22 protein-coding genes are annotated in these 21,187 nt (G+C 65.1%); 8 read left to right on the top strand and 14 right to left on the bottom strand.

From position 1 onward, the window contains the following. The first annotated feature begins 53 nt into the window (after positions 1-53). Entirely contained in the window at positions 54-1,238 is a 1,185-nt protein-coding gene (locus AB4118_RS10640) for an aminotransferase (protein WP_441489693.1), read from the top strand. Between the two features lie 62 nt (positions 1,239-1,300). Here AB4118_RS10640 and AB4118_RS10635 read toward each other — a convergent pair whose 3' ends face one another. From AB4118_RS10635 to AB4118_RS10620, 4 genes are all read right to left on the bottom strand, one after another. Beyond that, positions 1,301-1,693, bottom strand: coding sequence for a hypothetical protein (locus AB4118_RS10635; RefSeq protein WP_441489692.1), 393 nt, complete (start codon positions 1,691-1,693; stop codon positions 1,301-1,303). Between the two features lie 77 nt (positions 1,694-1,770). Continuing rightward, positions 1,771-3,300: a UxaA family hydrolase gene (locus tag AB4118_RS10630; protein WP_441489691.1), complete on the bottom strand. Its 1,530-nt coding sequence runs from the start codon at positions 3,298-3,300 to the stop codon at positions 1,771-1,773. 131 nt (positions 3,301-3,431) lie between these two features. Further along, on the bottom strand, positions 3,432-4,766 hold the full coding sequence (locus AB4118_RS10625; protein ID WP_441489690.1) for a cytochrome c peroxidase: 1,335 nt from the start codon (positions 4,764-4,766) through the stop codon (positions 3,432-3,434). A 9-nt stretch (positions 4,767-4,775) separates the two neighbouring features. Beyond that, entirely contained in the window at positions 4,776-5,144 is a 369-nt protein-coding gene (locus AB4118_RS10620) for a hypothetical protein (RefSeq protein ID WP_441490042.1), read from the bottom strand. On the opposite strand from AB4118_RS10620, the gene AB4118_RS10615 reads away from it, so the two are divergent. Beyond that, on the top strand, positions 5,049-5,519 hold the full coding sequence (locus AB4118_RS10615; RefSeq protein ID WP_441490029.1) for a Fe2+-dependent dioxygenase: 471 nt from the start codon (positions 5,049-5,051) through the stop codon (positions 5,517-5,519). The genes AB4118_RS10620 and AB4118_RS10615 overlap by 96 nt on opposite strands. 100 nt (positions 5,520-5,619) lie before the next feature. Here AB4118_RS10615 and AB4118_RS10610 read toward each other — a convergent pair whose 3' ends face one another. From AB4118_RS10610 to AB4118_RS10600, 3 genes are all read right to left on the bottom strand, one after another. Beyond that, the gene (locus AB4118_RS10610) at positions 5,620-6,171 is read right to left on the bottom strand and encodes a gluconokinase (protein WP_441489689.1); all 552 of its coding nucleotides are present in this window, start codon (positions 6,169-6,171) and stop codon (positions 5,620-5,622) included. Between the two features lie 5 nt (positions 6,172-6,176). Beyond that, on the bottom strand, positions 6,177-7,160 hold the full coding sequence (gnd, locus tag AB4118_RS10605; protein ID WP_441489688.1) for a phosphogluconate dehydrogenase (NAD(+)-dependent, decarboxylating): 984 nt from the start codon (positions 7,158-7,160) through the stop codon (positions 6,177-6,179). 90 nt (positions 7,161-7,250) lie between these two features. Further along, on the bottom strand, positions 7,251-8,114 hold the full coding sequence (locus tag AB4118_RS10600; protein WP_441489687.1) for an AraC family transcriptional regulator: 864 nt from the start codon (positions 8,112-8,114) through the stop codon (positions 7,251-7,253). Between AB4118_RS10600 and AB4118_RS10595 the strand changes: the two genes are divergently transcribed. Beyond that, on the top strand, positions 8,113-8,523 hold the full coding sequence (locus tag AB4118_RS10595) for a DUF2000 family protein (RefSeq protein ID WP_441489686.1): 411 nt from the start codon (positions 8,113-8,115) through the stop codon (positions 8,521-8,523). The genes AB4118_RS10600 and AB4118_RS10595 overlap by 2 nt on opposite strands. On the opposite strand, the gene urtE is transcribed toward AB4118_RS10595, so the two are convergent. From urtE to urtA, 5 genes are all read right to left on the bottom strand, one after another. Continuing rightward, positions 8,514-9,209: an urea ABC transporter ATP-binding subunit UrtE gene (urtE, locus tag AB4118_RS10590; protein ID WP_441489685.1), complete on the bottom strand. Its 696-nt coding sequence runs from the start codon at positions 9,207-9,209 to the stop codon at positions 8,514-8,516. The genes AB4118_RS10595 and urtE overlap by 10 nt on opposite strands. Positions 9,210-9,270: 61 nt before the next feature. Then, positions 9,271-10,032 (bottom strand): urea ABC transporter ATP-binding protein UrtD, encoded by a 762-nt coding sequence (urtD, locus tag AB4118_RS10585; protein WP_441489684.1) that lies wholly within the window; start codon positions 10,030-10,032, stop codon positions 9,271-9,273. A 5-nt stretch (positions 10,033-10,037) separates the two neighbouring features. Next, positions 10,038-11,180: an urea ABC transporter permease subunit UrtC gene (gene urtC / locus AB4118_RS10580; RefSeq protein ID WP_441489683.1), complete on the bottom strand. Its 1,143-nt coding sequence runs from the start codon at positions 11,178-11,180 to the stop codon at positions 10,038-10,040. After that, positions 11,177-12,793 (bottom strand): urea ABC transporter permease subunit UrtB, encoded by a 1,617-nt coding sequence (gene urtB / locus AB4118_RS10575; RefSeq protein ID WP_441489682.1) that lies wholly within the window; start codon positions 12,791-12,793, stop codon positions 11,177-11,179. The genes urtC and urtB overlap by 4 nt, the downstream gene beginning before the upstream one ends. 160 nt (positions 12,794-12,953) lie before the next feature. Then, a complete protein-coding gene (gene urtA, locus AB4118_RS10570) occupies positions 12,954-14,234 on the bottom strand; it encodes an urea ABC transporter substrate-binding protein (RefSeq protein WP_441489681.1) in 1,281 nt (426 codons plus the stop codon). A 635-nt stretch (positions 14,235-14,869) separates the two neighbouring features. Between urtA and rnr the strand changes: the two genes are divergently transcribed. The 4 genes from rnr (at position 14,870) to rpmG (ending at position 18,681) form a co-directional block, all read left to right on the top strand. Further along, positions 14,870-17,176, top strand: coding sequence for a ribonuclease R (rnr, locus tag AB4118_RS10565; protein ID WP_441489680.1), 2,307 nt, complete (start codon positions 14,870-14,872; stop codon positions 17,174-17,176). After that, a complete protein-coding gene (locus tag AB4118_RS10560; RefSeq protein ID WP_441489679.1) occupies positions 17,176-17,622 on the top strand; it encodes a DUF983 domain-containing protein in 447 nt (148 codons plus the stop codon). The genes rnr and AB4118_RS10560 overlap by 1 nt, the downstream gene beginning before the upstream one ends. Beyond that, a complete protein-coding gene (locus AB4118_RS10555) occupies positions 17,619-18,353 on the top strand; it encodes an NUDIX hydrolase (protein WP_441489678.1) in 735 nt (244 codons plus the stop codon). Before AB4118_RS10560 ends, AB4118_RS10555 begins: the two co-directional genes overlap by 4 nt. A 160-nt stretch (positions 18,354-18,513) precedes the next feature. Then, complete coding sequence (rpmG, locus tag AB4118_RS10550; protein WP_038367996.1) at positions 18,514-18,681, top strand: 50S ribosomal protein L33; 168 nt, start codon at positions 18,514-18,516, stop codon at positions 18,679-18,681. 85 nt (positions 18,682-18,766) lie between these two features. Here the strand turns inward: rpmG and AB4118_RS10545 are convergent, their stop codons facing one another. Beyond that, the gene (locus AB4118_RS10545; RefSeq protein WP_244523503.1) at positions 18,767-19,093 is read right to left on the bottom strand and encodes a cytochrome P450; all 327 of its coding nucleotides are present in this window, start codon (positions 19,091-19,093) and stop codon (positions 18,767-18,769) included. A 261-nt stretch (positions 19,094-19,354) separates the two neighbouring features. On the opposite strand from AB4118_RS10545, the gene AB4118_RS10540 reads away from it, so the two are divergent. Beyond that, on the top strand, positions 19,355-19,555 hold the full coding sequence (locus tag AB4118_RS10540; RefSeq protein WP_441489677.1) for a hypothetical protein: 201 nt from the start codon (positions 19,355-19,357) through the stop codon (positions 19,553-19,555). 255 nt (positions 19,556-19,810) lie between these two features. Here AB4118_RS10540 and AB4118_RS10535 read toward each other — a convergent pair whose 3' ends face one another. Then, entirely contained in the window at positions 19,811-21,187 is a 1,377-nt protein-coding gene (locus tag AB4118_RS10535) for a PleD family two-component system response regulator (protein ID WP_441489676.1), read from the bottom strand.

Raw genomic sequence — 21,187 nt, 5'->3', positions numbered from 1 at the left:
TGCTGCGGCCAAGCCGATTGACGCGGAGCCGGACGCGCCTCAAAGCTGCCGTCATGCTCCAGACTGTCCGCCCCACGCTGAACCCCGACCTTCTCGACACCGGCACGCCGCCGATCCCGCAGGCGCAGGGCTGGGCTCGTTCCTATGACGGCCGCTCCGGCCCGCTGATCGATCTTTCGCAGGCTGTGCCAGGCTCGCCACCACCCACGTCCCTGCTGCAGCGCCTAGGCGAGGCCGCCGCCCTGCCCGATCTGACACGCTATGGCGCGATCACCGGCGATCTTTCGCTGCGTGAAGCCTATGCCGCCGAGATCGGCAGGATCTATGGCACTCCATTTGCGCCGACCGAGATCGCCATCACCTCCGGCTGCAATCAGGCCTATGTCGTGACCATGATGGCGCTCGCCCGGGCAGGCGACAATGTGCTGCTGCCGACGCCTTGGTACTTCAATCACGAGATGACGCTGACAATGCTCGGCGTCGAAGCGCGCCCGCTCCCCTGCGATCCGGCTTGCGGCTTCGTTCCGGATGCCGAGCAGGCGGAAAGCCTGATCGATGCGAAGACCCGCGCGATCGTGCTGGTGACGCCCAACAATCCGACCGGCTCGGTCTATCCGCCCGAGACCATTGCGGCCTTTGCCGCGCTCTGCGCGAGGCGCGGAATCTGGCTCGTCATTGACGAGACTTATCGCGACTTCCTGCCGGACGGAGTGAAGGCGCCGCATGAGATCTTCGCGACAAGCGGCTGGCGGGATTCCGTGATCGGCCTCTACAGCTTCTCAAAGGCCTATGCTGTGCCAGGCTGGCGCCTTGGCGCCATCACCGCCGGAGAGGCGGTCGTAGAGCAGATCGGCAAGGTGCTGGACTGCGTCCAGATCAGCCCCGTGCGGGCCGGCCAGCAGGCGGTTGCCTGGGGCATCGACGGCATTCGCGGCTGGCGCGAGACCAACCGTGCCGAGATCAATGCGCGGGCCGGCGCCTTCCGTGCCGCGATGGCGCCGCTGAACGGCTGGCAGGTGCTCGCAGCCGGGGCCTATTTCGCCTATGTCGCGCATCCATTCGCAGACGTGCCCGCGGCAGAGGTGGTGCGGGCCCTGGTCGGGGAGCGTGGCGTGCTCGCCCTGCCCGGCCCCTATTTCGGCCCCGGGCAGGAACAGCATCTGCGCATCGCCATCGCCAATGTCGGCAAGGAACGGATCAGCGAGATCGGCGAACGGCTCGCGGGCTTTACGCTCTGAATGAAACTCGGGGGGCATCCCGGGTGGCCGATGGGCGACCGGGACGACCATTGGCCAGAACCTTACCGAAGCAGGGCGGCGTAGCGCTCGCGATAGGCGTAGAACAGCAGACCACCACTGACGATCAGGATGAGTGCGACCGGCAGGCCTTGCGGATTGATGGTGAGGTGGAACAGCACGATCACGGCCATCACCGGCACAATCAATGCGAGCCCCAGGGCCGGCACGATATTGAGAAGCAGGCTGAGCGCCCCGACAAGATTGACGCTTTTCAGAAAGGGCCAGAAGAAGCCGGAATTCTGCAGAGCGAGCTCGAATTCCATGCCCTTCGGCGAAGTCGGCGGATGGATCAGATGGCTCCCCGTCGCCAGGAACCAGAAACCGTCGACTGCGCTGACCAGGAAGATCAGGCCGAGCAAAAGCCGCGGCACGGTGACAAGCAGAATGTGCTTCATGAGAGCGCCCCCCAGCGCTTTCGTCTTGGATAGCGCGGCCGATGGAACCGCGCTCCCCTCCTGTCAAAGGACTGCGATCACATCGTTGCGCCGATCTGCCAGGGCACGAACTCGGCATCGCCATAGCCGAGCTGCTCGGATTTGGAGCGCTCGCCGGACGCAACGCGCAGCAGCGTCTCGAAAATCTCGCGGCCCTTCTCCTCCAGCGTCACGCCATCGAGGATGTCCCCGCAATTGATATCCATGTCGTCGATCATCTTCTCGTAGATCGGCGTATTGGTGGCGAGCTTGACCGAAGGTGTCGGCTTGCAGCCATAGGCCGAGCCACGCCCGGTAGTGAAGGCGAGGATATTGGCGCCTCCCGCGACCTGCCCCGTCGCCGCGACCGGGTCGTAGCCAGGCGTGTCCATGTAGACAAAGCCCTTCGATTTCACCGGCTCGGCATAGTGATAGACGGCCGCCAGCGTCTTGGTGCCGCCCTTCGCCGCCGCACCCAGCGACTTCTCCAGGATCGTGGTGAGCCCGCCCGCCTTGTTACCCGGCGAGGGGTTGTTGTTCATGCTCATGCGGGCGCGCTCGGTATACTCCTCCCACCACTTGATCACGCCGACGAGCTTCTCGCCGACCTCGCGCGTTGCAGCGCGGCGGGTGAGCAGGTGCTCGGCTCCGTAGATTTCGGGCGTCTCGGACAGGATCGCCGTGCCGCCATGCTCGACCAGGATGTCGACGGCAGCGCCCAGCGCCGGATTGGCCGTGATGCCGGAATAGCCATCGGAACCGCCGCATTGCAGGGCAAGCGTCAGCTCCGAGGCGGGTACCGTCTCGCGCACGGCGCGGTTGGCGATCGGCAGCATCACCTTCAGCGCCTCGATGCCGGCGGCGACGCTCTTCCTGGTGCCGCCCGTCTCCTGAATCGTCATGGTGCGGAAGATGTCGCTCTCCTCGACGCCATAGGCTTCCTTCATGCGCTTGATCTGAAACCCTTCACAGCCGAGGCCGACGACCAGCACCGCCGCCATGTTGGGGTTGCAGGCATAGCCCCAGGTCGTGCGCTTCAGGACCTCGAAGCTCTCGCCATTGTAGTCGATGCCACAGCCGGTGCCGTGGGTCAGCGCGATGACTCCGTCGACATTGGGGTAATCGGCCAGAATGCCCGAGCGCTTGATCTCCTCGGCCATGAAGCGCGCGACCGAGGCCGAGCAGTTCACCGAAGTGAGGATGCCGACATAGTTGCGCGTGCCGGCCCCACCGCCCTTGCGGCGAAACCCCTCGAACGTCGCCTGCTGCTCGACCGGCAGCACGAATTCAGGCTTCGCCTCGGCACAGAAATCATAGTCGCGCTCGAAGGCGTGGAAGCCGGTATTATGCTCGTGCACCCATTCGCCAGGCGGGATGTCGACCGTGGCAAAGCCGATGATCTGGCCGAATTTGCGGATCGGCTCGTCCCTGGCAATTGGGGCCAGTGCGACCTTGTGGCCGCGCGGAATGCGTTTCAGGGCGACGACACCCGCTGCGGTGACGCCTGCATCGATCGGATCGACCGCGACCGCGACATTGTCGGCGGCATTGAGCTTCAGCGTACGCGGCGGCAAGACCTTGTCGAGCATGAGAGGAACCGTCTGCTTGGGGGTGGCGACCCAGGGCCGCGCTCGTCCAAGACATGCGCCTGTCCTGCGCTTTTTTCAATCGGTTGAAAGTAAGCCCGGCCTTGCATGCGACGCCGGATCGTCAGGCCGGCCTATCGCTCGACCGAAACACTGAGCTGCATGGTCGGGTGGATGCCGCAATAGAGCTCATATATGCCGGCCCGCGTGAACGGGAGCGTCACCGACTGGCCGGGCTCCTGCGCTCCGGAGTTGAACGGCTTGGGACCGGTGTCCAGCCGCACATTATGGGTACGGACATCGTCATTGTTGATCGTCAAGCTCTGGCCGGCATGCAGCTTAACGGACGAGGGCTGGAACATCCTGTTCTTCTGCGAGATCGTCGTGCCCAGGTCCGCAACCGCCAGCTCAGCAGGCCGGGCAGCGCTGAGGGCAGAAACCGGTGCGGGCGGATTTTCGCTCGACAGCGTCGCCAGGAAGGCCAACAGCGCGGCGCGCTCCTCCGACGTCAACCCGATCGGCTTGATATCCGGCGAGAGGCTCGGCCGCTGCACGACACCGTGCTCATAGTGTTCGAGCACGGCATCCAGCGTCGGCAGCGAGCCGTCATGCATATAGGGCGCGGTCCAGGCCAGCTCCCGCAGCGACGGAGTCTGGAACGCATGATCGGCTGCTCTCAGATCGATGATCTTGCCGCGCCCGAGATCACTCCCCGGCAGACCGACATCGTGAAAGGCACGATCGGTGAAAGCCCAGCCGGAGTGGCAATTGCTGCAGCCGGCCCTGCCGGTGAAGAGCGCAAAGCCCCCCTGTTCTTCGCTGGTGAGGGCGGTCTCGTCGCCTTCGACCCAGGCATCGAAGCGGGTCGGCGGCGAGACCAGGCTTCGAACATAGGTCGCGAGCGAGGCGCTGATCTGGTCAGGCCCGATGCTCCGGCTACCGGGAAACGCGCTCGCGAAGGCCTTGCGATAGTCAGGCCTGCGCGAGAGCTTGACGGCGATATGCGGCAACGTCTCGGCCATCTCGAGCGGGCTCTCGATCGGGCCGTGCACCTGCTCCTCGATCGTGCGCGCCCGCCCATCCCAGAAGAAGGCTGCGCCCCAGGCGAGGTTCCACAGATGCGGTGTATGACGTGCCAGCGGCACCAGTGCCACGCCCTTCCCGATCGCAACGCCGTCGGTGAAGCCGAGCGCCGGGTCATGGCATGTCGCGCATGAGACCGTGCGGTTCGAGGACAAGGCCGGATCGCCGAACAGGCGCCGCCCGAGCTCAAGCTTGGCGGGGTTGAGCGGGTTCGAGGCACGGAACGGCACGGCGCTGGGACGTCGATAGCTCGCGCGCGCAGCGGTCAGCCCTGCACCCGTTGCGGATTGGGCGGGCTCCACCGCCTGCGAGCCACCGATCAGCGCGAGCGCGGCAGTGGTCGCGCCGGCGAGAAAGGCGTTCAAAAGGGAGGCCGACAGGGCCATCGCCGTGCCTCAGCGCAGGAAATTCCCAGCCTGGAGCTCAACCCGAGCGATATCGCCGCGCACGGCGCTGGTATCCTTGACCGGCTTCTTCGGTGCGACCGCCGTCGGCCACGCCTTCTTGAGTTCGGCAAGCGCAGCCTGCAATTCCTTGAAGGCAGTCGCGTCCTTGGCGGCAAGCTCGCCGGCAACCGCATCGATCATCGCAGCCGAATGCCAGACGAAGCCGCGCGAGTCCTGATACTCGACCGCCTTGGCGATACGGCCCTTCTCGATGGCGTTGCCATATTCGTCGGCGGCGACCTTCAGGGTCTCGAGCGCAAGGCCCTGACGCCGCTGCTCTTCAGCCGCTACGAGCCCGGCCATGCCTATGGCAGCCATGTCGACGACGCCCTGATGGGCGGCATGCGCACCGACGTCTCGTTCACCCTCTTCCTGGCCGACCCCGCGACTTATGAAGGCGGCGAACTGGTGATCGAGACCACGTCGGGCGACGAGGCGATCAAGCTCCCGGCCGGTTCGCTCATCGCCTATCCCTCGACCACGCTGCACCATGTCGCGCCCGTGACCAAGGGCGAACGGATTGCTGCCGTCGGCTGGGCTCGCAGCTTCATCCGCGACGCAAGCCAGCGCGAGATCCTGTTCGATCTCGACCGGGCCCGTCGCGCACTGTTCGGCCGCGAGGGCAAGACGCCCGAGTTCGACCTGATCTCCAAATCGGTCGCGAACCTCACCCGGATGTGGGCGCAGGACTGACTAGATCATTGGACCGGATATCGTATCCAGTCCAATGATCTAACCCTTTGTTTTGCATCGACTTTCCCGAAAGCCGCAATCCACTTTTCGGGCCGATGCCTTAGCGGGTGCCAGCACCCGGAGTTCCCGTCGCCGCCAGGCCGGCAAGCGTCTCGTCGACGATCGCATCCTTGGCCAGTGCCACCGACACGACCAGCGGGTGCTCATCCGCCCCGGGCTCTTCCAGCGCCGCGAACTGGCTGTCGAGCAGCGCCGGCGGCATGAAATGGTGCTGGCGCGCCGCCATGCGCTGGCCGATCAGCTCCCGCGAGCCCTTGAGATAGACCAGCGCGACATCCGGCCGGTCACCGATGATGACGCGGCGATAGGCACGTTTCAGTGCGGAACAGGTGACGATTCCGTTCTTGCCGGTCGCGCGCAGCTCGTCGATCCAGGCCGCGATCGCCGCCAGCCAGGGCTTGCGGTCCTCATCGTTCAACGGCGTACCGCTCGACATCTTGGCGACGTTCTCGGGCGGGTGGAAGGAATCCGCATCACGAAACGGCCAGCCCAACCGCTCGGCCAGACGCTCGCCGAGCGAGGTCTTGCCGGAGCTGGCGACGCCCATGACGACGATGACGGCCGGCATCTGCCCATGCGGGAAAGCGCTCATGACGCTCACGGCTTCTTCGGCTCGACATGCCCGCCGAACCCGGCGCGCATCGCCGAGAGCACCTTCTCGGCGAAGGTGTGGTCCTTGCGCGACCGGAAGCGGGTGTAGAGCGAGGAGGTCAGCACCTCGGCCGGCGTCGCGGTCTCCACCGCGGCCTGCACCGTCCAGCGCCCCTCGCCCGAATCCGAGACATGCCCGGTATAGGCAGACAGCTCCTCGTCGGCGGCCAGTGCCTCGGCCGTGAGATCGAGCAGCCAGGAGGTCACGACCGAACCGCGCCGCCAGACTTCGGCAATCTCCGCGACATCGAAATCGAAGCCGTATTCGGGTGGCAGACCGTCCTTGGCCGAGGCATTGCGCAGCAGGTCGAACCCTTCGGCGAAGGCCTGCATCATGCCGTATTCGATGCCGTTATGGACCATCTTGACGAAATGGCCGGCACCGACCGGGCCGCAATGCAGATAGCCCTGCTCGGATGCCGGGTTGCGGCCCTCGCGGTGCCGGCTCTCTGGAATGTCGCCCTTGCCAGGGGCCAGCGCCTTGAAGATCGGCTCCAGACGGTCGAAGCCCGCCTTGTCGCCACCGACCATCAGGCAATAGCCGCGCTCCAGCCCGTGAACGCCGCCGCTGGTGCCGATATCGAGATAGTGCAGCCCCTTCTCTGCGAGCTCCTGCCCGCGCCGGACATCGTCCTTCCAGAAGGCGTTGCCGCCATCGATCAGTGTGTCGCCGGGCTGGACGTGGGCCGCGAGTTCGCTGAGCGTCGCCTCGGTGATCTCGCCGGCCGGGAGCATCACCCAGATCGCCCGCGGTGCCTTCAGCTTCGAGACGAGATCGGCGAGATCGGCGGCAACCACCGCGCCTTCACTTGCCAGCGCCGCGCCGGGCTTGGGATCACGGTCGTAGACCACGCATTCGTGCCCGGCCTTCATCAGCCGGCGGACGATATTGGCTCCCATGCGGCCGAGGCCGATCATTCCAAGCTGCATAGCAAAGGCTCCTGCCGGGGATCCTGAACCGGCTTTGGGAGCGCTTCATGCCTCGTGCAGCGGGTTGGAGCAAGCGGAACCCGGCAGGGGTCAGCCGCGCTGCAGCGCCCGCCAGCGTCCGGGGGGCACGCCATAGGCGCGGCGAAACTGGCGGGTCAGATGGCTCTGGTCGGCAAAGCCGCAGGCCATCGCCACCTCGACGAGCGAGGTGCCGCCGAGCAGGAGCCTGCGCGCCTGCTGAAGCCGGCGCATCACGAGATAGTTATACGGGCTGGTGCCGAAACAGGCGCGAAAATGCCGGGCCAGAGTGAAGCGATCGAGGCCGGCAATGGCTTCGAGTTCGCGGGAGGCCACCACCTCGTCGCGATGGGCGTCGAGATATTGGCGGGCTCGCTCAGCGGCAGGCCGGTCGAGCGCGTGTCCCGTCGGCCGCGCAGCCGATGGATCGAGCGCGAGCAACGCTTCGGCGAGCGGCAGCAGGATATCCTCGGCGGCGATCTCGTCGAGCGGCGCATCAAGATCGCGCAAGGCATGGGCTACCGCGCGAACGAGCCGCGCATCCTGCGAAACTGCGGTCGAGACGAAGGGCAAGGCGCAGCCCTGCGCTCCCAATGCCTCCCGGATCAGTCGCGGCTCGACATAGAGCATGCGGTAGCTGAACCCCTCCGGAATCCCGGCGCGCCCGTTATGGATCTCGTCGGGATGCAGCACGATCGCATGCCCGCTCAGGCTGTCGCACCGGCTGCCGCGATACTCGAAGCTCTGCACCCCGGACAGCGTCTGCCCGAACGCATAGGTGTCATGGCGATGCGGATCATAGGCAAAGCCGCGGAAGAACGCTTCCATCCGCTCGATGCCGTCTATGCCCGAGCCCGTGCGCACCCAGTCGGCGCCCTCCGGCCCGCACGATCGTTCAAGACGAGCCTTCCCGGCTTCGGTTAGCGATTGGGTCATGCGTTACGATACCAAGATCGCCATCGTGGTACGCGAGAATCTCGCTCCCTGGCAAAAACTCAATGTTGCGAGCTTCCTGGCCGGAGGGCTGGTCGGCGCTTCGCCCGAACTCGCGGGCGAAGCCTATCGCGACGGCTCCGGCCGTTTCTACGGCCCTCTGATCCGCCAGCCCGTCCTGATCTTTGCGGCGGCAGGCGAGCAGTTGAAGCAGGTTTTGGAGCGCGCCCGCGCCCGTGGCGTGCGCCCGCATCTCTATACCAGCGAGCTGTTCACGACCGGCAACGACAGCGACAACCGGGCCGCCGTCGCCGCCCTGCCGACCGAAGCGCTCGATCTCGTCGGGCTGGCGCTCCACGCCGAACGCAAGGAAATCGACAAGATCGTCAAGGGCTTGACCCTTCACACCTGAATCAATCTCTGAACCTGTGCTCCGTCGAGCTCGCCCATCGCACCCGACAACACGATCTCGCCGCGATCCATCACGAACATCGTGTCGGCGAGTTCGCGCGCGAAGTCGAAATATTGCTCGACCAGCACGATCGCCATGTCGCCGCGCTGGCGCAGATAGTCGATGGCACGGCCGATATCCTTGATGATCGAGGGCTGGATGCCCTCGGTTGGTTCGTCGAGCACCAGCAGTTTGGGTCGGGTGACCAGCGCCCGCGCGATGGCGAGTTGCTGTTGCTGGCCTCCCGAGAGGTCTCCGCCGCGTCGTCCCAGCATGGACTTGAGCACGGGGAATAGGTCGAACAGGTCATCCGGGATGAAGCGGCTGCGGCGTGGCAACGGCGCGAACCCGGTTTCTAGGTTTTCCTTGACGCTCAGCAGCGGAAAGATCTCGCGCCCCTGGGGCACGAAGCCGATGCCGGCCCGCGCCCGATCCTCGCTGCGCAAGCTCGAGATGTCCTCGCCCGCAAAGCTGATGCGCCCGCCGCTGATCGGCTGCTGGCCGACGATGGCGCGCATCAACGAGGTCTTGCCAACGCCGTTGCGGCCCATGACGCAGGTGACTTTGCCGGGTTCGGCGGCAATCGAAACCCGGCGCAGGGCCTGCGCCGCGCCGTAATGCAGGTCGATGGCTTCGACGTTCAGCATCGTCCGATGTCCAGCCGCTTCGCCTGATCGAACAACCGGTTCCCATGTTTCCCGATCATGCTCACCGCCCCAGATAGACTTCGACGACGCGCTCATTGGCGCTGACCTGATCGAGCGGCCCTTCGGCCAGCACCGCACCTTCGTGCAGCACGGTGACCTTGACGCCGAGTTCGCGGATGAACCCCATGTCATGCTCGACCACGATCACCGAATGGTCCCTGGCAATCTCCTTGAGCAGCACCGCCGTTTCGGCCGTCTCGCCATCGGTCATGCCGGCGGCCGGCTCGTCGACGAGCAACAGCTTCGGGTCCTGAGCCAGGAGCATGCCGATCTCGAGCCACTGCTTTTGCCCGTGCGAGAGTGAACCGGCGAGACGGCTGCGCGCATCCCCCAATTTGATGATGCCGAGAATATTGTCGACGCGCTTCTGGTCGGTTGCCGCCGTCTTCCAGAACAGGGTTCTGGCCACCGTGCGTTGCGATTTCAGCGCCAGCAGGATGTTGTCCTCGATGCTGTGGAAGTCGAACACGGTCGGCTTCTGGAACTTGCGGCCGATGCCGAGATTGGCGATTGCGGCCTCGTCGAGCCTGGTCAGGTCGACCGAGCCGCCAAACATCACCGTCCCCTCGTCCGGCCTGGTCTTGCCGGTGATGATATCCATCATCGTCGTCTTGCCGGCGCCGTTGGGCCCGATGATGGCCCGCATCTCGCCCGGCGCGATCACCAGCGAAAGCCCGCGGATCGCCTTGAAGCCGTCGAAGGAGACGCTGACGCCATCGAGATAGAGCAGTGAGGAGGTGAGCGCTGCATGGGCCGGGATCATGCGCGTCACTCCGCCGGGGCCGGTTCGGCCAGCGGGGCGGCTGGCTCGCGCTTGCGCCGCCTCCCCCACCAGTCCTGCGCCGTGCCGAGAATGCCCTTGGGCATGAACAGGGTGACGAAGACGAAGAGGGCTCCGAGCGCGAAGAGCCAGTAGGGCGCCATGAAGCCGGAGGTGAAGACCGTCTTGGCGTAGTTCACCACGACCGCGCCCAGCGCCGCGCCGACCAATGTGCCGCGCCCGCCAACCGCGACCCAGATCACGGTCTCGATCGAGTTGGCCGGAGCAAATTCGCTGGGGTTGATGATGCCGACCTGCGGCACGTAGAGCGCGCCTGCGACGCCAGCCATGCAGGCCGAGACGGTGAAGACGAAGAGCTTGAAACGGTCGACCCGGTAGCCGAGGAAGCGCGTGCGCGATTCGGCGTCGCGGATCGCGATGACGACCTTTCCGAGCTTGGAATCGACAATGCCGCGGGCGATCAGGAAGCCGGCGATCAGCATCACGCAGGTCATCGCAAACAGCGCCGCGCGCGTCGCCTGCGCCTGCACGTTGAAGCCCAGGATGTCCTTGAAGTCGGTCAGCCCGTTATTGCCGCCAAAGCCCATGTCGTTGCGAAAGAAGGCCAGCAGCAGCGCATAGGTCAGCGCCTGGGTGATGATCGAGAGATAGACGCCGGTGACGCGGGACCGGAAGGCGAACCAGCCGAAGACGAAGGCGAGCAGCCCCGGCACCACCAGCACCATCAGCATGGCGAAGGGGAAGGAGGAGAAGCCGTACCAGTACCAGGGCAGTTCGTGCCAGTTCAGGAAAACCATGAAGTCGGGCAGGATCGGATTGCCATAGACGCCGCGCGAGCCGATCTGGCGCATCAGATACATGCCCATCGCATAGCCGCCGAGCGCGAAGAAGGCGCCGTGGCCAAGCGAGAGAATGCCGCAATACCCCCAGACGAGGTCGAGCGAGATCGCGAGCAGCGCATAGCAGAGGTATTTGCCCCAGAGCGACATGGTCGAGGTCGGGACATGAAGGACCGAGTTCTCCGGCAGCAGCAGATTGGCGAGCGGGACCAGCACCGCCAGTGCGACCAGAAGTCCGAGGAAGATGAGGCCGCGCTTGTCCAGCCCCTGGATGAGAAAGCGGGTGATCATGCCTCCACCGCCCGGCCCTTCAGCGCAAACAGGCCGCGCGGGCGCTTCTGGATGAACAGGATGATGAAGACGAGCAGTGCGATCTTGCCGAGCACCGCGCCGGCATAGGGTTCGAGCAGTTTGTTTGCGACGCCGAGCGTCATCGCGGCGACGAGCGTGCCCCAGAGATTGCCGACGCCGCCGAAGACGACAACCATGAACGAGTCGATGATGTAGCCTTGGCCGAGATTGGGGCTGACATTGTCGATCTGCGACAGCGCAACGCCGGCCAGCCCCGCCACGCCGGAGCCGAGCCCAAAGGTCAGCGCATCGATCCGGCCGGTGCGAATCCCCATGGCCGCCGCCATCCGCCTGTTCTGCGTCACTGCGCGCATCTGCAACCCCATCGGCGTGAGCTTCAGGATGGCCAGCAGGGCGGCGAAGACGAGCCCGGCGAAGACGATGATCCAAAGCCGGTTCCAGGTGATCGCAAGCCCGCCGATCTCGAAGACCCCCGCCATGAAGGCCGGTGCCCCGACCTCGCGATTGGTCGGACCGAAGGCGGTGCGGACCGCCTGCTGCAGGATCAGGCTGATGCCCCAGGTCGCGAGCAGCGTCTCCAGCGGCCGTCCGTAGAGGAAGCGGATGACGCCGCGCTCGATCGCGACACCGACCAGCCCCGCGACGAGAAAGGCCGCCGGTAGCGCAATGGCGAGCGAATAGTCGAACAGGCCTGGAATGCGGGCGCGGATCACCTCCTGGACCACGAAGGTGGTATAGGCGCCGAGCATCACCATCTCGCCATGGGCCATGTTGATCACGCCCATCACGCCGAAGGTGATGGCAAGCCCGATCGCGGCGAGCAGCAGGACAGAGCCGAGCGAAAGCCCGTACCAGAAATTCTGCGCCGCGCGCCACAGGGCGAGCTTGCCCTCGATCTCGGAGATCGCCCGCACCTGCGCCTCCTTCAGCGACTGGGGAACGTCGCCCGGCAGGGAGCGCAAGGTCGCCAATGCATCCTGGTCGCCACGCTCGCGCAGCACATCGATCGCGCCGAGTCGGTCGAAGGGCTGTGCGTCGGCCTTGCTGATCAGGATCGCCGCCTGCGCCTGGCGCAGCGCGATCCTCGCCCGATTGTCGGTCTCCTTGGCGATGGCGCCATCCAGGACCGGCAGCACCGAGGCGTCGCGCGATTTGAAGACCGCCTCGGCGGCGGCGGCGCGCCGGGCCGGATCGGGATTGAGCAGGCCGAGCCCACCCAGCGCCGCCTGGATCACGCGCCTGACATTGTTGTTGAGCCTGACAGCGCTGACACCTGCCGGCTCGGCAGGGAGCGGCTGGCGGGTCCGCGCATCGCTGAAACCGCCTGCCCCGGTCCTGATCGCGACCGTCCCGCCGCCCGCGAGCAGCCGCCCCTCGGCGAGCGCCTCGATGATCACGGCCGCGTTCGGATGAGCGGTCTGGACCAGAATCTCGACCGCCCGCGCCGTGTCGGAAAAGCTGTCCGCCCCCAGCCGGGCAAAGGCCTCGTCGGCGCTCTGGGCGAAGGCCACGCCCGGCGCGAGCAGGAGAGCCGTCGCGACCACGATCATGCGCAGCAATCTGGACAGGAGAAGCATCGGCTCGCTCTTCATGACGCGCTCAGATCGGGACCTCAGCTCTCATCCCGGGAACCGCGCAGACGGAACCTCGGGGATGCGCGCTGCCTTGCTTGCGAGAGCCGCCGCAGGTCGCGGCAGAAAATGAGGGGCGGCCGGGCGCTATTCGCCCGTGCCGCCCCTCCCCCTCATGACCTCACGCGCCGCCGCACTTGCTGGTCTTGACGTTGAAATTGCCGCATTTCTTCTCAACCCAGTCGCCGACCAGATCCTTGGAGCCATCGAGTTCTTTCGACCAGGCGTCGCCGGGCACGAGGCCTGTCTTCGAGACGACGTCGAACTGGCCATCGGCCTTGATCTCGCCGATCAGGACCGGCTTGGTGATGTGATGGTTGGGAAGCATCGTCGAGACGCCGCCGGTCAGGTTCGGCGCCTCGATGCCGGGCAGTGCATCGATGACCTTGTCCGGATCGGTCGACTTGGCCTTCTCGACCGCCTTCACCCACATGGCGAAGCCGATGACATGGGCTTCCATCGGATCGTTGGTGACCGCCTTGTCGTTCTTCTTGAAGGCCTTCCACTGCTTGATGAAGGCGTCATTCTCCGGGGTCTTCACCGACTGGAAGTAATTCCAGGCGGCGAGATGGCCGACCAGCGGCTTGGTGTCGATGCCTGCAAGCTCTTCTTCGCCGACCGAGAAGGCTACGACGGGAATGTCGATCGCCTTGATGCCCTGGTTGCCGAGCTCCTTGTAGAAGGGCACGTTGGCGTCGCCGTTGATGGTCGAGACCACCGCGGTCTTCTTGCCGGCCGAGCCGAATTTCTTGATGTCCGAGACGATCGTCTGCCAGTCGGCGTGGCCGAACGGCGTGTAGTTGATCATGATGTCCTCGGCCTTGACGCCCTTGGACTTCAGATAGGCCTCGAGGATCTTGTTGGTCGTGCGCGGATAGACGTAGTCGGTGCCGGCGAGCACCCAGCGCTCGACCTTCTCTTCCTTGGCAAGGTAATCGACGGCCGGGATCGCCTGCTGGTTCGGCGCGGCGCCAGTGTAGAACACGTTGCGCTCACTCTCCTCGCCCTCGTATTGCACGGGATAGAACAGAATCGAGTTCAGCTCCTTGAAGACGGGCAGAACCGATTTGCGCGACACCGAGGTCCAGCAGCCGAAAACGGCGGCGACCTTGTCCTTGTTGATCAGTTCGCGCGCCTTCTCGGCGAAGAGCGGCCAGTTCGAGGCCGGGTCGACCACGACGGCCTCGAGCTTCTTGCCGAGCACGCCGCCCTTCTTGTTCTGCTCCTCGATGAGCATGAGCATGACGTCCTTCAACGTCGTCTCGGAGATCGCCATCGTGCCCGAGAGAGAGTGGAGGATGCCGACCTTGATGGTCTCCTGCGCAGCGACCGGCAGGAACGACCCCAGGAATGTTGCGCCCGCCAGTGCGGCGCCCAATACGACGCGACGAGTAGTATTCACGGCCTGATCTCCCGAACACTTTTGTTGGCGCGCTCCCCTCGAGCGCTGACTGGCCTTGCCGGCCTGTTCAGGAAGGTTCGCAAGCGACGTGCCAACCGGGGAAAGCACGCAAATCCGTGTCATCAGGACGAAATCGAAGACAATTTCTGCCAATCACCTCGCGCCGCACGCAACGATGCTGCAATCGCGAAGGGACTGCTCATTTTTTAGACAGAAACCGTGCCTGCCCTTTTTGCAGCCCGCACGCCCGCACAGTCGAGCCCGGAAACGCAGTGGTTTCGACGAAGGGGACAGCGTAAATTTTAGCATTTACGAAGTAAGGAGAATCGCCTTAGCCTCTCTCTTGTCGGTAACAACTGAAAGGAGGTGATCCAGTGTCTCATTGTCATCAACCGCTGGTGCAAGGCGGGCGGACCTGGACTCATTCCCTGTGGGAGTCTTGTTCCGCGTGAGTTTTCGCACCTTCAGGTCCGGTTCGCCGGGCCGCGGTTCGACAATGGAAGGGCTGCCCGAAAGGGCGGCCCTTCTCGTTTCCGGGAGCAGCCCTGCAGTCCCGGTTCTGGCGCAGCAGCTCCGGACGTGGCACAGAGGCCACGTGTTTCTTCATTCTCATTCCCATCAGACGAGTTTAGCCCGTGTCATCGCTCGCGCCTGAACCGAGCCGCGAGGCGATTCTCGACTTCATCGAGAGCGAGCGCCTTGCCGGCCGCGAAGTCGGCCGCCGCGAGATCGCCAAGGCTTTTGGCCTTTCGGGCGGAGGCAAGATCTGGCTGAAGCGCATGCTCAAGGATCTCGCCGAGGAAGGCGAACTCGGCGGCGACGGCAAGGACAGGCCGGTTCATCCGCGCGGCGCCCTGCCCCCCGTGCTGCTATGCGAGATCAAGGCCCGGGATCGTGACGGCGACCTTGTTGCCGCCCCGCTCGAATGGAACGAGGCCGATGAAGGCGCTCCGCCCAGGATCCTGGTGGAACGCCCGCGCGAAATCCGCTCGCGCAAGCTCGCCTCCGCCGCTGCCGGGGTCGGCGATCAGGTTCTGCTCAAGCTCACCCGCCTCCGGGGCATGGACGGCTTCGCCTATTCCGGCCGCGTGCTCAAGATCATGGGCAAGGGCAAGGCGCAGGTGCTCGGCATCTTCCGCGCCCTGCCCGACGGCTCGGGCCGGCTGATCCCGGTCGACAAGAAGGCCCAGGGCCGCGAGGCGCTGATCCCCAAAGGACAGACCGGCGATGCTCAGGACGGGGACCTTGTCTCGGTTTCGCTGCGGCGCGAAGGCCGCTTCGGCCCGCCGGAAGCGCGGGTGCGCGAACGGCTGGGCTCGCTGAAATCCGAGCGCGCCGTCAGCCTGATCGCAATCCATACCCACGGCATTCCCAACGAGTTCTCCCCTGCGACATTGGCGGAGGCAGAAGCCGCCCCGCACGCCAGCACAGCTGGCCGCGAGGATTGGCGCGCGCTGCCGCTGATCACCATCGATCCCGCCGACGCCAAGGACCATGACGACGCAGTCCATGCTGCGCCCGACACCGACCCGGCCAATGAAGGCGGCTATGTCGTCACGGTCGCGATCGCCGATGTCGCATCTTACGTCCGCCCGGGTTCCGCGCTCGACCGCGAGGCGCTGGAGCGGGGCAACTCGGTCTATTTCCCCGACCGCGTCGTGCCGATGCTGCCCGAGCGCATCTCCAACGATCTCTGCTCGCTGCGCGGCGGCGAGGACAGGCCGGCACTCGCCGTCCGCCTCATCCTGAAGGCCGACGGCTCGAAGAAGAGCCATAGCTTCCACCGCATCCTGATGCGCTCGGCGGCGAAGCTCTCGTATCAGCAGGTTCAGGCCGCCATCGACGGCAAGCCGGACGACCTGACCGGCCCGATCCGCGAAAGCGTCCTGATGCCGCTCTGGGCGGCCTATGGCGTCGCCTCCCGCGCCCGCGATCAACGCCAGCCGCTCGACCTCGATCTGCCCGAGCGCAAGCTGATCCTCAAGCCCGACGGCTCCGTTGACCGTGTCATCGCGCCCGAGCGGCTGGCCGCGCACCGGCTGATCGAGGAGTTCATGATCCTCGCCAATGTCGCCGCCGCCGAGACATTGGAGAAGGCTGGCAGTCTACTGATCTATCGCTGCCATGACGAGCCGTCGCTCGAGAAGATGCGGGCACTCGGCGAAGTGCTGGCCTCGGTCGGCATCAAGCTGCCGAAGGATGGCGCACTGCGCCCCGTGCTGTTCAACCGCATCCTCGCCATGATCAAGGGCTCGGAGAACGAGCTCTTCCTGAACGAGGTGATCCTGCGCACCCAGGCACAGGCCGAATATGTCGCCGAGAACTACGGACATTTCGGGCTCAACCTGCGCCGATATGCCCATTTCACCTCGCCGATCCGGCGCTATGCCGACCTCATCGTGCATCGTGGCCTGATCTCAGCCTTGAAACTCGGCGATGACGGACTGCCCAAAGCGATCACGCTCGCCGAACTGCGCGAGACCGCGACCCGGATCTCAGCCGCCGAGCGCCGCGCCATGGCGGCCGAACGCGAGACCACCGACAGGTTGATCGCCCATTTCCTTGCGGACCAGATCGGCTCGAGCTTCGACGGACGCATCGGCGGCGTGAACCGGGCCGGCCTGTTCGTGAAGCTCGACGGCACCGGAGCAGACGGTTTCATCCCGGCCTCGACGCTGGGCGGAGACTATTATCGCTACGACGAAGCGGCGCATGCTCTGACAGGCGAGCGCACAGGCGAGAGCTGGCGCCTCGGCGATCGTGTCCATGTCCGCCTCGTCGAAGCCGCCCCCGTCGCCGGCGCGCTACGCTTCGAATTGCTCTCCGAGGGTCGGCGTGTGACATCGGGCCACTCTGGCAAAAGCGGCCCGAGGCGACCATTGTCCGGCCGAGCCAAGGGCAAGCCCCCCTTCGGCAAGGCGAAGCCGGGCAAGAGGCGATGATGTCGGTTCAGGTTCACAGTTCCATCGACCAGCCGGTCGAGCGCGACTGGCGTTTGGCGATCCGCCGCGGCCTGATGTGCCGCTGCCCCCATTGCGGCGAAGGCCGGCTGTTCCGGAGCTTCCTGAAGTCCGTCGACCGCTGCGAGGCATGTGGCGAGGCGCTGCACCACCAGCGTGCCGATGATCTGCCGCCCTATATCGTCATCACCATTGTCGGCCACGTCATCGTCGGCGGCCTGGTGCTGGTCGAGAAATATGCGGAATGGCCGATGTGGTTGCATATGGCGGTCTGGCTGCCGCTGACACTGTTCCTGTCGCTCGTGCTGATGCAACCGGTCAAGGGCGGGGTCATCGGCCTGCAATGGGCCATGCGCATGCATGGCTTCGACAACGCACCTCCCCTGCCCGAGCGCCAGCCCGGCACATCCATGGCATCCCGGCAATGAACGACAACGCCGTCATCCTGACTCAGGCAGAGCGCAGCCGGACCGCGACCAACACCCGGCCGCATGACGCTGCGACGATGTTGATCCTCGATCGGAGCGGCGCAGCCCCCCGGGTGCTGATGGGCAAACGCCACCTCGGACACAAGTTCATGCCTGGCAAATTCGTCTTCCCGGGCGGACGCGTCGACGCCGGCGATCGGCGCATGGCAGCAACCGGCGCGATTCCGCAGATCTGCGAGGACCGGTTGGCCAAGCGCACAGTGCGCCCCAGCCCGAACAAGGCCCGAGCGCTGGCCATGGCCGCCATCCGCGAGACCTTTGAGGAGACCGGCCTGCTCTTCGGCTCGGATGAGTTCGGAGTGCCCGAGAATCCCCCGGAAGGCACCTGGACCGAGTTCGCCAGCCATGGCGTCTATCCCGATCTCAGCGCCGTAACCTTCGTCGCGCGTGCCGTCACACCGCCGCGGCGCCCGAAGCGCTTCGACACGCGTTTCTTCGTCGTCGACTACGATGCGCTCGGCGGCAGCGTCGAGGGCGTCACCGGCCCTGATTCCGAGCTGATCGAACTGGTCTGGGTCAATTTTGATGAAGCGAGGCAGCTCGACCTGCCGACGATTACCCAGGTCATCATCAAGGAAGTCGAGGCCAGGATAGCAGCCGGCTTCAGCCCGTATCTCCCGGTGCCCTATTTCTGGGAGAAGAACCTGAATTTCGTGCGCGAGGAACTCTGACAGGTTGCCCCTGAGGCAAACTGTTCGCTCCGTCCGGGCATTCTTTCTTGACTTCGCCACTGGCTTGCGGCATCTCCCCGGGAACGGTTTGCCGGGTTCCCCCGGCCATTTTGTTTTATGAGGGCCAGACCGCGGCCCGCCAGGCTCGAGGACGGAACCCATGGCCAAGGCCGTGACCATCAAGATCAAGCTGCTGTCGACGGCGGATACCGGCTTCTTCTACGTGACGAAGAAGAACTCCCGCACGATGACCGAAAAGATGTCGAAGAAGAAGTACGACCCGGTCGCGCGCAAGCACGTCGAGTTCAAGGAAACCAAGATCAAGTGATCCTGGTCGCCTTTTCGGCATAACCAAAGTTCAAGGAACCGCCCGTGATCCGGGCGGTTCTTTTTTGCCTACGATTCGGTCCTGTTCAGAACACCTGTCTGGGCACGAACAGGCAGAACGGCTTCTGCGACGGAGCAATCACGCTACCGGTCAGGGTTCCACCCCGCCGGCAAATATGAAAGCGGCCATCCAGGGACGCACGCGTCGCCCCCTCAGGGATGAAATAGCCGTCATAGGTCAGGTAGCCGCCGGGCACGATCCGGGGATCCGGCTCGCGCGCGTCCACATCCTGGCCCATGGGCCAGCAGTCTTGGTCGCTGCAACAATCGTATGGATACCAGCTATGTGCATGGACAAGCCCTCCGCCCGGCAGAAACGCCGCGAGGCAGAGCGCCAATGCGAGAATACGCATGGGTCGCTCCCCGTTTGAGGATCTCAGGCCAGCCTCTTCTGCCCCGGGTCCCACCGGAGTCGAATCTCCAAGAGAGTATCACGAACTGGCGCAGGCGGGGATGCGCATGCTGCATCGCAGCATAAACACATTCCAGCGAGCTTGACCGGCAGAAATTGCAGCCCGCGCCCAAGTCTTCCGCCGACCTTCGGGGCTTGCCGAATGGCTCCGCTCCCCCCATTTTCGACGCGGACAATCTCCAGTCGCGATGCGGAGTTTCGTGTGAGCAGCGGTGACAAGAAGGCGGCACGTCCCGCCAGGCCGCACGGCGCCGTGCGTGAATTCCTGAAGCTGATCGTCGAACTCGATTCCTCGCGCTTCGCGTCGAGCAGAATCAAGGCTGGGCTGATGCTGCTTGGCCTGCTCGCGGCTTTCGGCCTGTTCGGCTACGCCGTCGCGGCCGGGCTGTCGCACTATCTCTGATCGCGCGCCTGGGGGAGTGGTGGCCGGCCGGCTGCGGTTCTGATGAGGCCAGATGTCCCGCGGCCGACCGACCGAGCCCATCGGATTCCCAGGAGATGCGGCGGACCTGAGCTCCCGAGGGGCATATCGGGCAGCCCAAGGCGGGCTGCGTTGGAAATAACCCTACGCACCCGCCTTTCGATTGCAATTGAATCAGATCGATTCTCGAATCTTCATCGATGGTTAACCCTACCTGGAAAGGTTTACAGGGTTGGTTTACGCCGCACTGGCGACGATCACGCGGTTCCGGCCGCTTTCCTTGGCGCGGTAAAGCGCATCATCCGCCCGCTTCATCATCTCGGCCGGCGAGAGATCGCCGGCGCGCCGGCTGGCGACGCCGATTGAAACGGTGACGCCGATCGTCCGTGAGTTGCGCTGGATGGTGAAGGGCTCGACCTCGACCTTCTCCCGGATTCGCTCGGCCACGGCGAAGGCCGCATCCAATGTCGTATCCGGCAGTACGACGACGACCTCCTCGCCCCCCAGGCGGGCGACGAGATCGATGCCGCGCGTGCAGGCGCGCACCCGGTCCGCGAACTCGCGCAGCACCTCGTCGCCGGCGTCATGCCCCCAACTGTCGTTGACGACCTTGAAGCGGTCGACATCGAGGACGAGCATGGCAAGCGACCGGGCTCTGAGTGCCGATTCGTCGAAAAGGGTGCTGAGGCGGCTGTCGAGATAGCGCCGATTATGCAGCCCGGTGAGCTGATCCATCACCGCCATTTCCATGGAGGACTGGACACTGTCGCGCAGGCGCTCGGTGAAGCGCTTGCGACGAATCTGCGTGCGCACCCGCGCCAACAGCTCGTTACGGTCGACCGGACGCATCAGGAAATCATGTGCACCGATCTCCAGCCCGCGCAGGATGCGAGCGCGGTCCTCGGCCTCGCCGAGCAGCAGCACCGAGACGTTGCGGGTCCGCTCCAATGAGCGCAGTTGGCTGCACAGCCTGAGGCCGTCATGGTTCTGCAGGTCGAGACTGACAAGGATGGCTTCGAAATCGCCCTCGGCCGCCTTGGCGAGAGCCAGGTTCGGGTCTGCCTCGACCTCGACGCTGTGAAACGTCGACAGCGCGCTGGAGAGCCGCTCGGAAGCCGTGGGACGATCTTCGATCAGCAGGACGCGGCCGTTCAGCCCGGTCTCGGACGCCGCTGCAGCCAGCGGGTCGGCGATACCGAGGCGCCGCGATGCGATTGCCCGGTGGCGCAATTCGTCGGTGACCGACTTCAGCCGCACCAGGCTGCGCACCCGGGCGAAGAGGGCGGCATCGTCGATCGGCTTGGTCAGAAAATCATCGGCTCCGGCATCGAGCCCTTTCAGCCGGTCGCTCGGCTGATCGAGTGCGGTCACCATCACGACCGGGATATGGGCGGTGGTCGGGCTGTTCTTCAGCCGCCGGCAGACCTCGAACCCGTTCAAGCCCGGCATCATGACGTCGAGCAGCACGATATCCGCCTCGCCGCGCTCGCAGATCGCCAGGGCGTCGACCCCGTTGAGGGCCGTCGTCACGTCAAAATATTCCGCCGACAGCTTGGCCTCGAGCAGCTTCACATTTGTGAGGATGTCATCGACGACCAGGACACGCGCAGACAT

The sequence above is a fragment of the Allobosea sp. 2RAB26 genome, assembly GCF_052115465.1.
In the GTDB taxonomy this organism is placed as follows: Bacteria; Pseudomonadota; Alphaproteobacteria; order Rhizobiales; family Beijerinckiaceae; genus Allobosea.
The sequence above is the reverse complement of the archived record's forward strand: the minus strand, read 5'-3'. Positions and strand labels throughout refer to the sequence as shown.